Here is a 13,925-nt window from a genome sequence, read left to right as displayed (position 1 = left end):
TCGCTGTCAACGCGGGGAAAGATGCGGCGCGGGTCGGCAGCGGTCGGCGCGGGCGGGATATCCAATCCCGCCGCGGAACGATAAGAATGAGCGATCGGTCTCGGGAGGATTGGATGCGCTTTCTCCGCCATCTCGGCGCGGCGGCCCTGCTGCTGGGCCTCGCCATCACCAGCCTGCCACCGAGGCCGGCCGCGGCGCAGGACGCCTCCACAGAGCTGGCGCTGCCCGGCTTGCAGCAGGATGCGGAGCGCTTCCTCGCCACGCTGCGCGCGGCCCACCCGGCGGGCTTGTCGGAGAGCGCGCTGAGCCAGGCCGCGGATGACGCCGCGGCCGCTCTCGACGCGCAGGATTTTCCCCGCGCGGTCGCTTCCTCCGAGACCTTCATCGGTGGCCTGCCGCAAAACGAGACCCCGACGCCCGATCTCTGGCGCGGCCTCGCCACGGCCGAGCTGAAGCGCACCCCGCCGCAGCCGAAACCCGCGCTCTTCGCGGCCTGGTTCGCCTTCACCACGGTCGATCCGCAAAGCGACACGGTGGCGGCGGACCAGCTCGCCGCGCTCGACCTCATGCGCCAGGCCTTCGCCGCGCTCCACCAGCCGTTCGGCGAGGCGGAAGTGCTGCTCGCCATGAGCCGCCGCCTGCCCACGGACGATCCGCGGCGGCAGAGCCTGCTCGCCCAGCGCGCCGCCCTCGGCCTGCTGTTCCGCTCGGTCTCGACCGAGCCGGACGCCTTCCCGACCCGCGCCTGCCTCAGCTTCCTCGGCAGCCCGACTGCCGCGCCGGATTTCGTGCCGGGCGATTGGGTGAGCCTCCAGCCGGCGGTGAAGGATGCCGCCGTCACCCTCGAATCCCACCAGATCTGCATCACCGGCCTGCCAGCGGGGGAGACGACGCGCGTCACGCTCCGCCAGGGCATGCCCGGCGATGGCGGCCTCGTGCTGAAGGCGGCGGTCTCGGTGCCGGTTGCCATGCCGGACCGCTCGCCCCGCCTCGTCTTCGATGGCGCGCGCTATCTGCAACCCAAGGGCGGGCAGGCGACGGTGGCGCTCGCCAGCGTCAATCTTTCGGCCGTCTCGCTGCAGCTGGTGCAGATCAGCGAGCGCAACCTGCTGCATGTGATGCAGACCTACCCGCCTGGCGGCAGCCCGATCGATAGCTACGGTGCCCAGGATCTCACCCAGAACCAGGGCCGCGTGGTCTGGACCGGACATGCGGCGGTCGCCGCCTTCAAGCACAATGCGCTGCGCCACACCATCCTGCCGCTGCCGCCCGTGCTGACCGCGCCGGGCCTCTACGCGCTGATCGCGACGCCGGGGGATGGCACGCCCTTCGCCCAGGGCGAGGCGCCGACCGCCGTGCAGATGATCCTCCGCACCGACCTCGCCCCGACCGTCTGGCAGGGCGCGGATGGCGATCTGGTGCAGGTGCGAAGCTATGCCACCGGCCTGCCGGTCGCGGGCGCCACCGTCGATCTCATCGCCGCCGACAACAGCATCCTCGCCAGCGCGCAAACCGCGGCCGACGGCACCGTGCGCTTCGCGCAGCCGCTGCTCGGCGGGCAGAATGGCGAGGCGCCGGCCGCCTTGCATGTCAGCGGCCCGCGGGGCGACTTCACTCGCATCAGCCTGACGGCGCCGAATTTCGACCTGTCCGACCGCGGCTCCTCCGGCCAGGCACAGCCAGGGCCGATCGACCCCTTCCTGTGGACCGACCGCGGTATCTATCGCCCGGGCGAGACGGTGCAGGTGATGGGGCTGATCCGGGACGAGGCGGGCGCGCCGCTCGACCTGCCGCTGCACCTCATCATCACCCGCCCCGATGGCCGCGTCTTCGCCGATAGCGTGCCGCCCCGGATAGACGAGGATGCGATCCACGCGGCGGTGACGCTTTCCGCCGGCGCGCCCTTCGGCATGTGGGATATCCAGCTCAAGACGGACCCGAAAGGCCGCGCGATCGCCGACCTGCCCTTCCAGGTGGATGCCTTCGTGCCGCCGCGCCTCGCCGTCTCCCTCGGCAACGCCGCGCCCAAGATCCTGGAGCCCGGGCGGATCAACACCCTGCCGATCACGGTGCGCTTCCTCTACGGCGCGCCGGGGAACGACCTCTCGGGCGATGCCAATATCACGGTCCAGCCGAACCCGACGCCGTTTCCGGACTTTGCCGCCTACCGCTTCGGCCTCAACGACGATGCTTTTACCGGCAGCCAGACGCAGACCACGATCGCACCGACCGATGCCGCGGGAGCGACGAGCCTCGCACTCGACCTCTCCCACCTGCCCGATAGCAGCCGGGCGCTGGAAGCCGATATCTGGGCCAATATCAACGACCCCGCGGGGCGGAGCGTCTCCGCCCATACCACGCTGCCGATCCGCCCGGCCGCGCCGATGATCGGCATCGCCGAGGATTTCTCGGGCGACTCGGTCAATGCCGATACCAGCGCGGGCTTCCGGCTCATCGCCCTCGGGCCGGACGGCAAGCGCGTCGCCATGCCGGTGACGCTGCGGCTGGTGCGGCAGACGCCGGATTGGCGCCTCGCGGTCTCCGGCGGCCAGGCCCGCTACGAGACCGTGTGGCACGATACGCCGGTCGATAGCCGCAACCTCACCCTGCCCGCGACGGGCGCGCCCTTCGCCTATGCCCGCACCCTGCCGTTCGGCCGCTACAAGCTCGAGGTGCTGCAGGCCAGTGGCGGGCTCGCCGCCTCCTCTGTCGTTTTCTATTCCGGCTGGGCGATCGGCGATAACCCGGATGTGCCGGCGCGGGTCTCGGTTCGGGCCGACAAGGCGCAGTACCAGCCCGGAGAGACCGCGACCCTGCATGTCGAAGCGCCCTATGCCGGGCCCACGACCGTGCTGGTGATGACCGACCGGGTGAAGCGGATCATCAACCTCGTGCCGACAGCGGCGAGCTTCGACGTGACGATCCCGGTCACCGCCGATTGGGGGCCGGGCGCCTATGTCGGCGTGCATGTGTTCCGGCCGGAGCGGCCGGCCGCCGGGGGCAAGCCAGAGATCGCGCCTGCGCGGGCCATCGGCCTCGCCTGGGTGGCGCTCGATCCCGCGCCGCGCACGCTGCCTCTCAGCATCGGGGCGGCGGCGCTCTACCGCCCGCGCACCGAGATCACCATCCCCGTCAAGACCAAGCCCGGGGCCTATGTGACGCTCGCGGCGGTGGATGAGGGCATCCTGGCGCTCACCGCGTTCAAGACGCCCGATCCGCTCGGCCATTTCTTCGGCAAGCGGGCGCTCGGCGTCGGCATCCATGACGATTTCGCCCGCCTCCTGCCGCCGGCGGGGGATGCGAATACCGTGCTGCACCAGGGCGCGGGCGGCGACATGGAAACGCCCAACATGCCTATTCCGCAGAAGATCGTGTCGCTATTCGCAGGGCCGCTGCAGGCGGGCCCGGATGGCATCGCCCGCTTCCCTCTCGCTTTGCCGGATTTCGACGGCACGCTGCGGCTGATGGCGGTCGGCTGGTCGGGCAGCACCTCGGGCAGCGCCGGGCAGGACATGGTGATGCGGGACCGCGCGATCGTGGAGCCGCTGCTGCCCCGCTTCCTGAGCCCGGGCGACCAGGCGCGCATCGCGATCCTGCTCCAGAACGTCGAGCTGCCGGCCGGAACCTTCAGCCTGCAGGTCTCGGCCAGCGGCGCGATCGCGCTTGCCGGCGGCGCACCGGCGCCGATCACCCTCGGCACGGAGCAGCGCCAGCTGGTGCCGCTGTCGCTCATCGCCCGCGGCGTCGGGCTCGGCCATCTCACCATCAGCGCCGAGGGGCCGGGCGGCTTCCACGTCGTCCACACGGTCACGCTCGCCGTCCATTCCGCGCGCGGGCCGGTGGCGCAAGTGACGCCACTGACCTTGCCGGCCGGCGGCCGCCTTACCCTCACGCCGAAAACCGATGCCTTCATCCCTGGCACCTGGGCGGCGAGCGCCACCTTCGGCCTCGGCCTGCCCTTCGACACGGCGGCGCTGGTGCGCGCGCTGGAAGCCTATCCGCTCGACTGCCTGGAACAGCTGGCGAGCCGTGGCCTGCCGCTGACCCTGCTTTCGGGGGCGGCGGCCGGGCCGGACCCGGCCGGCCATCTGCAACAGGTGATCTCGGCGCTGGCGGACCGGCAGCGCTATGACGGGGCCTTCGGCCTCTGGTCCGCCAGCGGCGATGCAGAGCCCTGGCTCACCGCCTATGCGACCGAGGTGCTGCTGCGCGCCGCCAAGCTCGGGGCTGCGGTGCCGCAGCCGATGCTCGACCAGGCGCTGCGCTGGCTGACCGCGGAGGTCGGCACGCCGCCTTCCAGCCCGGCCGATTACGCGGCGCAAGCCTATGCGCTCTACGATCTCGCCCTCGCCGGGCAGGCGCCGGCAGGCGCCATCCGGGTGGCGGCCAGCACCCTCGGTTCGGAGCCGACGCCGCTCGCCCGCGCGCAGATCGCCGCCGCCCTCGCCCGCCTGGGTGAGCCGGACAAGGCGAAGGCGATCTTCACCGCCCTTCTCGCCGAGCCTGGCCGGCAGGATTGGAGCGCCGATTACGGCTCGGCACTCCGAGATCAGTTCGCCATCGCCGTACTCATCGCCGAAAGCGGCGTGATGCCGGAGCGGCTGGCCGCCATCCGCCGGGGCCTGCCTGGGGCGGAGCTGAACCCCGATCGGCTGAGCACCCAGGAGCAAGCCTGGGCGGCAGCCGCGGCCGGCGCGCTCGGCAAGCTCGCCGGGCCGGTGTCTTTGCGTGTCGATAGCCGCGCGCTGGGGCCGGCGCCGAGCATCACCCTGCCGCTTGCCGCCGCCACCACGGTCGTCAATCCCGGACAGGTGGCGCTGCCGGGCAGCCTCGTGGTGCAGGGCGTGCCGCAGACCCCGCCGGCCGCCGCGCGGGCCGGCATGCAGCTGCGCCGCAATTTCTACGCCCTCGACGGCAGCACAATTTCGCCCGACAAGCTGACCCAGAACACCACCTTCGTCATGGTGATCGACGGCCAGGCGACGGATGGGCAGGCGCATCGGGCGCTGCTGCTGGCCGGCCTGCCGGCAGGCTGGGAGATCGCCGGGCGTTTCCCCGGCGGCAAGGTGCCCGGCATGGACTGGCTGGGCACGCTGACCACGCCGGAGACCGAGGCCGCCGCCGATGACCGCGAAGCCGCCGTGGTGGATGTGACGGGCGACCAACCGGCCTTCCGCCTCGCCGTCATTCTCCGCGCCGTCACACCCGGCACTTTCGAATACCCGGGCATGCAGCTTACCGACATGTATCGGCCGGCGATCTTCGCCCGCCAGAATACGGTGCGGATCACGGTGCTGCCGGCGGCGCCATGAGGGCGCGCCGCCGCCTGGCCGCCTGCGCGCTCGGCCTCGGCCTCGGCCTCACCCTCGCGGCCGGCGGGCTCGCGCTGCTCGGGCGGCTCGACCCGGCGCCGCTGCCACCCGCCCGCGCCTGGGGCACCCGCATCCTCGCCGCCGACGGCACGGTGCTGGCGCTCAGCCCCGCGGCGGGCGGCGTCTGGCGTTTCGAGACGAGCCCGCGCGCCGTCTCCCCCTTCCTGATCCGCCTGCTGATCACCGTCGAGGACCGGAATTTCAGGCGCGAGCCCGGGGTCGATCCACTCGCCATCCTGCGCGCCGCCGGGCAATGGATCGCGGCCGGGCATGTCGTCTCCGGCGGATCGACGCTGACGATGCAGACCGCCAAGCTGCTCGATCCGCGCCCCCGCACCATCGCGGCCAAGGTGCTGGAAACCGCCCGCGCCTTCGACCTCTGGCGCCGGCTGACGCCCGACCAGATCCTTGGCCTGTGGCTCTCCTCAGCGCCCTTCGGCGGCAATCTGGTGGGGGTGGAGGCCGCATCCTATGCCTGGTTCGGCAAGCCGCCCGGAGCGCTGGACGCGGCGGAGGCCGCGCTGCTGGTGGCCTTGCCGCGGCGGCCGGAGGCGCTGCGGCCGGACCGGCATCCCGCCGCGGCGGAGCGCCTGCGCAACCGCATCCTCGCCCTCGCCGCCGCGCGCGGCCTGCTGACCCCGGCGGAAGCGCGCAGCGCCGAGGCCGAGCCCGTGCCCCGCCGGCGCCAGCCGATGCCACGGGCTTTGCCGCAGCTTTTCGCCGACATACGGCACCCGCCGCTTCTGCGCACCACCCTCGATGCCGGGCTGCAAGGGGCGGTGACGGATGCGGCGGAGGCCGCCCTCCTCGCTTTCCCCCCGAAAACCGCGCTCACCATCATGGTGACGGATGCCGAGAGCGGAGCGATCCGCGCCCTCTGGCTCGGCCAATGGAACGACACCGCCCGCGCCGGGCGGAGCGACCTCAGCCGCGCGCTGCGCAGCCCCGGCTCCACCCTCAAGCCCTTTCTCTACGCGCTCGCCTTCGCCAATGGCCTCGCCGCACCCGATAGCCTGCTCGCCGATAGTCCGCGCCATTTCGGGGCCTATGGGCCGGAGGATTTCACCGGCCGCTTCGCCGGCCGGGTGACGGCGCGAGACGCGCTCCGCCGCTCCCTCAACCTGCCGGCGGTGGGGCTGCTCGCGCGCTACGGCGCGCTGCGCTTCGCGGCCGATCTGGCGGCGAGCGGCACGCCGCTGCATCTGCCGCCCGGCAGCGAACCGAGCCTGCCGATCATCCTCGGCGGCGCCGGCCTCTCGATGCGCGCTTTGATGGGCCTCTATGACGCAATCGCGAGCGACGCCACGGTGCGGCCGCCATGGCTCGTGCAAGGTGCCGCGCCGCCCCGCCAGGTGCGGCTGCTTTCGCCGGAAGCCGCGGCGATGGTGGCCGATATCCTCACCCGGCCCTTCCCCACGGACCTCACCCTGCAGGGCATCGCCTGGAAAACCGGCACCAGCGCCGGCAACCGCGACGATTGGGCCTTCGGCTTCGATCGCCGCCACGTCATCGGCGTCTGGGTCGGCCGGCCGGATGGCACGCCGATGGGCAGCGGCGAAGCAGCCGACCGGGCACTGCCGATCCTGGCGCGGCTCTTCAGCCTCCTGCCGCCTGCGCCACGGCGCCGTGCGCCACCGGCCGCGATGCTCTCGCTCGCCGCCGCCCCGGCGGCCGATCCGCTGCGGCTGCTATTCCCGCCGCCCGGCGCCGTGATCGAGGGGCTCGGCACGCTCGACCTCAAGGCCATGGGCGGCGAGCGGCCGCTGCGCTTCCTCATCGACGGCGCGCCGCTCACCTCCATCCCCGCCCTGCGCGAGACCGAATGGCAGCCGCCGGGGCCGGGCTTCTATACGGTTGAGGTGCTGGACGCGACGGGCGCTGCCGCGCGGGTGGCGATCCGGGTGAGCGGCGGCGGCTGAAACCCGCCACCCGGCGGCGAGATTCCGCGATCAAAACGGTCCGCCACGGCGCGTCCCGCATCGATGACTGCTCATGCGCGACGGGTCGGCCCGCCGCGCCGGGACGGGGCTTGCCGACAACGCCCACGACATCACTGCGCCAGAAAGATCTCTGTATCCGCGCGGGATTTTCTGTAAGGCTAGGGCCCGGGAGGAACCGCGCGCCAATGAAGCCCTATCTGCCCCTCGCCCTGCTGCTGCCGCTCTGCGCCACTGCCTGCGCGCCGGCAAACGTGCCGCGCTACCGGGTGCAAACCGCGAGCGCGAGCAATATCACCATCCTGATCGACCCGGCCTTGCGCAACCTGCCGGCAGCAGAGCGCGCCGCAGCGGCGCATTGCGCGGGTTTCGGCAAAACCGCCGTGCAACTCGGCATCGGCAAGCCGCGCGGCGGCCTCGCCCCGGTCAGCTTCGCCTGCCGACCGCCGGGCGGATAAGGCACCCGCTTCGTCACGCGTATTGCCTGACCATTCGTTCTGTGCGAGCCTGAAAAAAACAGCATAAACGGGCGGATCTGTTCTTGGCGGAATTTGTCCTTGAAACCTCGGGGCTGACGAAATCCTTTCGCGGCTTCACCGCCGTGGATGGCGTTTCGTTGCGCGTGGTGCAAGGCTCTGTCCATGCGCTGATCGGCCCGAACGGCGCCGGCAAGACCACCTGCTTCAATCTGCTCACCAAATTCCTGCAGCCGAGCGCTGGGCGCATCCTGTTCCGCGGCGAGGATATCACCCGCGCCAAGCCCGCCGATGTCGCGCGGCGCGGCCTCGTCCGCAGCTTTCAGATCTCCGCCGTCTTCGGGCGGCTGACGGCGCTTGAGAATGTGCGCATGGCGCTGCAGCGCGGGCGGGGCCCGAGCTTCGATTTCTGGCGCTCCGACCGGCTGCTGCGGCAATATGACGATCGGGCGCGGGCCCTGCTCGCGGATGTCGGCCTCGGCGGCTTCGCCGATACCCTCGCCGCCGCCCTCTCCTACGGTCGCAAGCGCGCGCTCGAAATCGCCACCACCCTCGCCCTCGATCCGCCGCTCCTGCTGCTCGACGAGCCGACCGCCGGCATGACGGAAGAAGACGTGGCGCGCATCGTGGAACTGATCCGCCGCATCCGCAGCGGGCGCACGATCCTTATGGTGGAGCACAATCTCTCGGTGGTCTCCGGCCTTTCGGACCAGATCACCGTGCTGACGCGGGGCAAGATCCTCGCCGAGGGCGATTACGACAGCGTTTCGCGCAATCCCGCCGTCATCGCCGCCTATCTGGGTTCGGACCATGCTTGAAGTCTCGGGGCTCAACGCCTGGTATAGCGAAAGCCACGTGCTGCACGGGATGGAATTCAGCATCCGGGAAGGCGAATGCGTTACGCTGCTCGGCCGCAACGGCGCCGGCAAAACGACGACGCTCAAATCCATCATGGGCCTGGTGCCGCGGCGGCGCGGCAGCATCCGCTTCCAGGGGCGGGAGCTGGTGAATGCGAGGCCGGACGAGATCGGCCGCGCCGGCATCGGCTTCTGCCCGGAGGAGCGCGGCATCTTCGCGGGCTTGAGCGTGTATGAGAACCTCATGCTGCCGCCGGTGGTGGCGCCCGGCGGGCTGACGATCGCCGAGATCCATCAGCTGTTCCCGAATTTGCAGGAACGCGCGCGCAGCCCCGGCACCAAGCTTTCGGGCGGCGAGCAGCAGATGCTGGCGATCGCCCGCATCCTGCGCACGGGTGCGAAGCTTCTGTTGCTTGATGAGCCAACCGAAGGGCTCGCTCCGGTCATCGTGCAGCAGATCGGCGCGATGATCGCCGAGATCAAGCGGCGCGGCTTCACCGTGCTTCTGGTGGAGCAGAACTTCCGCTTCGTCTCGCAACTGGCCGACCGCCACTATCTCGTCGAGCAAGGGCGGATTGTCGATATGATCCCGAGCGCCGAACTGGATGACAAGATGGACGCGTTGCACCGGCGCCTTGGTGTCTGACCTGACTGCAAGAAATGATTTTGGGGAGGCAAGACGATGACACTCACGAGACGAGGCGCGCTCGGCGCCGCGGCCGCCGCAGCAGCCCTGGCCGGCCTGCCCAGCACGCGGGCCCGGGCGCAGGGGAAGAAGACGCTTACCATCGGCGTATGCAGCGATTTCTCCGGCGTCTATAGCGATATCGGCGGCAAGACCTCGGTTGCCTGCGTGCAGCAGGCGATCGAGGATTGGGGCGCGGCCGCCAAGGGCTATGACATCAAGGTCATTCAAGGCGATCACCAGAACAAGCCGGATGTCGGGGCCGGTCTCGCACGCCAGTGGTTCGACAATGGCGTCGATATGCTCATCGACGTGCCGAATTCCGCGGTCGGCCTCGCCATCGCCGCGGTCGCCGCGCAGAAGAACCGCACCTACATCAACTCGAATTCCGCGACCTCGCTGCTCACCGGCACCAAGTGCAATGCCGCGACCATCCATTGGACCTACGACACCTATATGCTGTCGCACTCGACCGGCGGCGCGATGGTCAAGCGTGGCGGCAAGAGCTGGTTCTTCATCACCGCCAACTACGCCTTCGGCCAATTGCTGCGCGACCAGACGGAAGGCGTGGTGAAGGCGGCCGGCGGCACGGTCGTCGGCGATGTCGCCTATCCCTTCCCGCAGACGACCGATTTCTCCTCCTTCCTGTTGCAGGCGCAATCCTCCGGCGCGCAGGTGCTGGGGCTCGCCAATGCCGGCAAGGATACGGTGAACTCGATCAAGCAGGCACATCAGTTCGGCATCACGCAGAGCGGCATGAAGATCGCGGGGCTCCTCATCTATATCAACGATGTGCACGGCATGGGGCTCGATATCGCCCAGGGGCTGGTGCTGACCGAGAGCTTCTACTGGAACCTCAACGACCGCACGCGGGCCTTTACCAAGCGCGTGCTGCCGAGGACGCCGACCAACTACCCCTCCATGGCGCAGGCCGGCTGCTACAGCGGGACGCTGCACTTCCTCAAGGCAGTGGACGCGCTCGGCGTGGACAAGGCGTTGGACGGCGCTGCCGTCGTCGCCCAGATGAAGAAGATGCCGACGGATGACGACGCCTTCGGAAAGAACTACATCCGCGAGGATGGCCGCTTCATGTGCCCCTCCTTCCTCTTCCAGGTGAAAAAGCCGGGGGAAAGCAAGATCCCCTGGGATTACTACACCCTGCTGCACGAAACTCCGGCCGAGGAGACCTTCGCGCCGCTGGCGACCGAAGGCTGCCCGCTCGTCAAGGCCTGACCGCCCATGGTGATGATCTTCGGCAAGCCGCTGCCGCTGCTCTTCGGGCAGCTTCTGCTCGGCCTCATCAACGGCTCGTTCTACGCCATGCTCTCGATGGGGCTGGCGATCATCTTCGGCCTGCTGAGGATCATCAATTTCGCCCATGGCGCGATGTTCATGGTCGGCGCCTTCGTTACCTGGGGGTTGCTGACCTATCTCGGGATCGACTACTGGGGCGCGCTGCTCTGCGCGCCCGTCATCGTCGGCCTGTTCGGCATCGCGGTGGAGCGGACGCTCATCCGCCCGATCTACAAGCTCGACATTCTCTACGGCCTGCTGCTGACCTTCGGCCTCGCCCAGGTGCTGCAGGGGCTTGCAACCAACTACTTCGGCGTCTCCGGCGTCAGCTACGAGGCGCCGCGCATCCTTGGCGGCGTCGTCAATCTCGGCTTCATGTTCCTGCCAATTTATCGCGGCTTCGTGGTTTTCGCGGCGATCATCATCTGCGCCGCGGTCTGGCTCGTCATCGAGCGCACGCGGCTCGGCGCGCTGTTGCGGGCGGCGACGGAAAACCCTGCGCTCGTCCAGGCTTTCGGCGTGAACGTGCCGCGGCTACTGGCGCTGACCTTCGGCGGTGGCGTCGCACTTGCGGGCCTGGCCGGCGTGCTCGCGGCCCCGCTCTACTCGGTCAATCCCGGCATGGGGTCCGACCTCATCGACACGGTTTTCGCCGTCGTCGTCATCGGCGGCATGGGTTCGATCGGCGGCGCCATCCTTACCGGCTTCGGCCTCGGCATCATCGAAGGCTTCACGGATGTCTTCTACCCGCCGGGCTCGGCCGTCGTCGTCTTCGTCGTCATGGCGATCGTGCTGCTGGCGCGCCCGGCGGGCCTCTTCGGAAGGGCGGCCTGAATGTTCGGCTTCTCGCGCGCCCAGAGCCTCGCCCTTCTCATCCTCGTACTGGTGGTGATCGCGGCGCCCTTCTTCTTCTATCCCATCGTCGTCATGCAGGTGATGTGCTTCGCGCTCTTCGCGCTCGGCACCAACCTGCTGATGGGGCAGGTCGGGCTGCTCTCGCTCGGCCAGGCGGCCTATTTCGGGCTCGGCGGCTATGTCGCGGGTTATCTCGTGCAGAGTGCGGGCCTGACGCCTGAGCTTGGTATCATCGCGGGTGGCATCGCGGGGGCGGCGCTCGGCACCGTCTTCGGCTGGCTCGCCATCCGCCGGCAGGACATCTATTTCGCGATGGTGACGCTCGCCCTCGCCCAGATCGTCTATTTCGGCGCGGTGCAGCTGACCGGCTTCACCGGCGGCGAGAACGGCATCCAGGGCATTCCCCGCAGCGCGCTCTTCGGTGCCATTCCGCTCAAGAACGATCGGGTGATCTACTGGCTGATCGCCATCATCTTCATCGCCGGCGTGCTCTTCGTCCATCGTATCGTGCACTCGCCCTTCGGCCAGGTGGTCAAAGCCGTGCGGGATAACGAGCCGCGCACCGTCTCCCTCGGCTACAAGCCCGCGAACTACAAATGGATCGTCTTCATCCTCGCGGCCTTCCTCGCCGGCATCGCGGGCGCCGCCAAGGCCATGGTGATGGGCATCGTGACGCTCTCCGATGTCGGGGCGAGCAATTCCGGCCTCGTCGTGCTCATGGTGCTGCTGGGCGGTATCGGCACGATCTTCGGGCCGATCGTGGGCGCGCTCGTCGTCGTCGCCATGCAATACTATCTCGCCCCCTTCGGCGCCTGGGTGATTGTGATCCAGGGCGCCATCTTCGTCGTATGCGTGCTCGTCTTCCGCCGCGGCATCGTGGGCGAGATCGCCCATCATCTGCGCACCTCGCTCTGAGGCGGCGCCGGATTTCGGAGAACCGCCATGGCTGCCATCGCGCTCCCCCGCCTCATCCGCCTCGGTGCCGGCGCGATCGGCGAGACGCCGGCGCTGCTCGCAGCCCTCGGCCTCGCCCGCCCGCTCATCGTGACCGATCCGTTCCTCGCCAAATCAGGCGGTCTTACCCGCTTGCAGGATCTGCTGGGTGAAGCCGGCATTTCTGCGCCCGCCTTCACCGAGGTGGTGCCGGACCCGACGGTCGCCTCCGTGGAGGCCGCGACCGCCATGATCCGCGCGGGCGATTTCGACTGCGTGATCGGCTTCGGCGGCGGCAGCCCGATCGATACCGCCAAGGCCGCCGCCGTGCTCAGCCAGACGGGTGGGCAGATGCAGGCGTTGAAGGTGCCGCATGTGCAGGACGCGGCAGGCCTGCCGATCATCGCGATCCCCACGACCGCCGGGACCGGCTCGGAAGCGACGCGCTTCACCATCATCACGGATGAGGCGAGCGGCGAGAAGATGCTCTGCGCCGGCCTCGCTTACCTGCCGATGGGTGCCATCGTCGATTACGAACTCACCCTCTCCAAGCCCGCGCGGCTGACCGCCGATACCGGGGTGGACGCGCTGACCCATGCGATCGAGGCTTATGTTTCCCGCCGCGCCAATGCGTTTTCGGACGGGATGGCGATCAGCGCCATGACGCTCATCTGGGCCAATCTGCGCACGGCCTATGCCGAGCCCGGCAACCGCCCGGCGCGGGAAGCGATGATGCTCGGCGCGCATCAGGCCGGCATCGCCTTCTCCAACGCCTCCGTCGCCCTCGTGCACGGGATGAGCCGGCCGATCGGGGCGCATTTCCATGTGGCGCACGGGCTTTCAAACGCGATGCTGCTCCCGGCGGTCACGCGCTTCTCGCTGCCGGGCGCGCTCGGCCGCTACGCCGATTGCGCCCGCGCCATGGGGATCGCTGCGGAGACGGAGGGAGACCAGGCGGCGGCGGCCCGGCTGACGGAGGCGCTCGCGACCCTCAACCGCGATCTCGCGGTGCCGACGCCGAAGAGCTACGGCATCGATCCGGCGCGGTGGGAGGCGCTGCTGCCGCTGATGGCGGAGCAGGCGCTCGCCTCCGGCTCCCCGGCCAACAACCCCCGCGTGCCGGAAGCCGCCGAGATCATCGCCCTCTATCGCGAAGTTTGGGATTGAAGGGCGGTCCGGCTCAGGCCGCCTCTTCCGCCACACAGGCGACCGGGGCCAGGCGCAGCACGGTGTCCACGAGGCCCGGGAAACGCTGATCAAGCTCCGCCCGGCGCGAGACGAGGCAGCGCGTGCCGTCCTTGCGGTTGAGGATAAGCCCGGCGTTGCGCAACACCTTCATGTGATGGCTGAGGGTGGAGGGCGAGACCTTCACCTCAAACCCGCTCCAGGCCGCTTCCTCACCCGGCACCAGCCGGCGGAGAATGCAGAGCCGCACCGGGTCGCTCAGCGCATGCAGCACCTCGGTCAGTGCGACCGTCTCAATCCTCGGATGCGGGTAGGGCTCTTGCGTCATGCTG

The 13,925-nt window shown here is 69.7% G+C and carries 10 protein-coding genes; 9 read left to right on the top strand and 1 reads right to left on the bottom strand.

The annotated features are described in order from the left end of the window. Positions 1–86 precede the first annotated feature (86 nt). From ACYQ7X_RS03850 to ACYQ7X_RS03810, 9 genes are all read left to right on the top strand, one after another. Complete coding sequence (locus ACYQ7X_RS03850; RefSeq protein WP_459695516.1) at positions 87–5,312, top strand: alpha-2-macroglobulin family protein; 5,226 nt, start codon at positions 87–89, stop codon at positions 5,310–5,312. Continuing rightward, the gene (pbpC, locus tag ACYQ7X_RS03845) at positions 5,309–7,291 is read left to right on the top strand and encodes a penicillin-binding protein 1C (protein WP_459695515.1); all 1,983 of its coding nucleotides are present in this window, start codon (positions 5,309–5,311) and stop codon (positions 7,289–7,291) included. The genes ACYQ7X_RS03850 and pbpC overlap by 4 nt, the downstream gene beginning before the upstream one ends. A gap of 206 nt (positions 7,292–7,497) precedes the next feature. Continuing rightward, on the top strand, positions 7,498–7,767 hold the full coding sequence (locus tag ACYQ7X_RS03840; protein WP_459695514.1) for a hypothetical protein: 270 nt from the start codon (positions 7,498–7,500) through the stop codon (positions 7,765–7,767). A gap of 83 nt (positions 7,768–7,850) precedes the next feature. Continuing rightward, entirely contained in the window at positions 7,851–8,603 is a 753-nt protein-coding gene (locus tag ACYQ7X_RS03835) for an ABC transporter ATP-binding protein (protein ID WP_459695513.1), read from the top strand. Further along, complete coding sequence (locus ACYQ7X_RS03830; RefSeq protein ID WP_459695512.1) at positions 8,596–9,288, top strand: ABC transporter ATP-binding protein; 693 nt, start codon at positions 8,596–8,598, stop codon at positions 9,286–9,288. The genes ACYQ7X_RS03835 and ACYQ7X_RS03830 overlap by 8 nt, the downstream gene beginning before the upstream one ends. Positions 9,289–9,324: 36 nt before the next feature. Next, on the top strand, positions 9,325–10,560 hold the full coding sequence (locus ACYQ7X_RS03825; protein ID WP_459695511.1) for an ABC transporter substrate-binding protein: 1,236 nt from the start codon (positions 9,325–9,327) through the stop codon (positions 10,558–10,560). A 6-nt stretch (positions 10,561–10,566) separates the two neighbouring features. Next, positions 10,567–11,454: a branched-chain amino acid ABC transporter permease gene (locus ACYQ7X_RS03820; protein ID WP_459695510.1), complete on the top strand. Its 888-nt coding sequence runs from the start codon at positions 10,567–10,569 to the stop codon at positions 11,452–11,454. Continuing rightward, positions 11,455–12,390 carry a branched-chain amino acid ABC transporter permease gene (locus ACYQ7X_RS03815; protein ID WP_459695509.1) on the top strand — a complete coding sequence of 312 codons (936 nt, stop codon included), beginning with the start codon at positions 11,455–11,457 and terminating at the stop codon, positions 12,388–12,390. 27 nt (positions 12,391–12,417) lie between these two features. Further along, positions 12,418–13,575: an iron-containing alcohol dehydrogenase gene (locus ACYQ7X_RS03810; RefSeq protein ID WP_459695508.1), complete on the top strand. Its 1,158-nt coding sequence runs from the start codon at positions 12,418–12,420 to the stop codon at positions 13,573–13,575. A 13-nt stretch (positions 13,576–13,588) separates the two neighbouring features. On the opposite strand, the gene ACYQ7X_RS03805 is transcribed toward ACYQ7X_RS03810, so the two are convergent. Further along, complete coding sequence (locus ACYQ7X_RS03805) at positions 13,589–13,921, bottom strand: ArsR/SmtB family transcription factor (RefSeq protein WP_459695507.1); 333 nt, start codon at positions 13,919–13,921, stop codon at positions 13,589–13,591. Positions 13,922–13,925 lie beyond the last annotated feature (4 nt).

Source organism: Acidisoma sp. C75, from assembly GCF_054665095.1.
Note: the sequence above shows the minus strand (reverse complement) of the source record. Positions and strands in the feature narration are given on the sequence as shown.

Excerpts from the sequence above, each read along its gene's own strand:
- ACYQ7X_RS03850 (WP_459695516.1), top strand. The coding sequence starts at position 87 with ATGAGCGATCGGTCTCGGGAGGATTGGATGCGCTTTCTCCGCCATCTC.
- pbpC (WP_459695515.1), top strand. The coding sequence starts at position 5,309 with ATGAGGGCGCGCCGCCGCCTGGCCGCCTGCGCGCTCGGCCTCGGCCTC.
- ACYQ7X_RS03840 (WP_459695514.1), top strand. The coding sequence starts at position 7,498 with ATGAAGCCCTATCTGCCCCTCGCCCTGCTGCTGCCGCTCTGCGCCACT.
- ACYQ7X_RS03830 (WP_459695512.1), top strand. The coding sequence starts at position 8,596 with ATGCTTGAAGTCTCGGGGCTCAACGCCTGGTATAGCGAAAGCCACGTG.
- ACYQ7X_RS03825 (WP_459695511.1), top strand. The coding sequence starts at position 9,325 with ATGACACTCACGAGACGAGGCGCGCTCGGCGCCGCGGCCGCCGCAGCA.
- ACYQ7X_RS03820 (WP_459695510.1), top strand. The coding sequence starts at position 10,567 with ATGGTGATGATCTTCGGCAAGCCGCTGCCGCTGCTCTTCGGGCAGCTT.
- ACYQ7X_RS03815 (WP_459695509.1), top strand. The coding sequence starts at position 11,455 with ATGTTCGGCTTCTCGCGCGCCCAGAGCCTCGCCCTTCTCATCCTCGTA.
- ACYQ7X_RS03810 (WP_459695508.1), top strand. The coding sequence starts at position 12,418 with ATGGCTGCCATCGCGCTCCCCCGCCTCATCCGCCTCGGTGCCGGCGCG.
- ACYQ7X_RS03805 (WP_459695507.1), bottom strand. The coding sequence starts at position 13,921 with ATGACGCAAGAGCCCTACCCGCATCCGAGGATTGAGACGGTCGCACTG.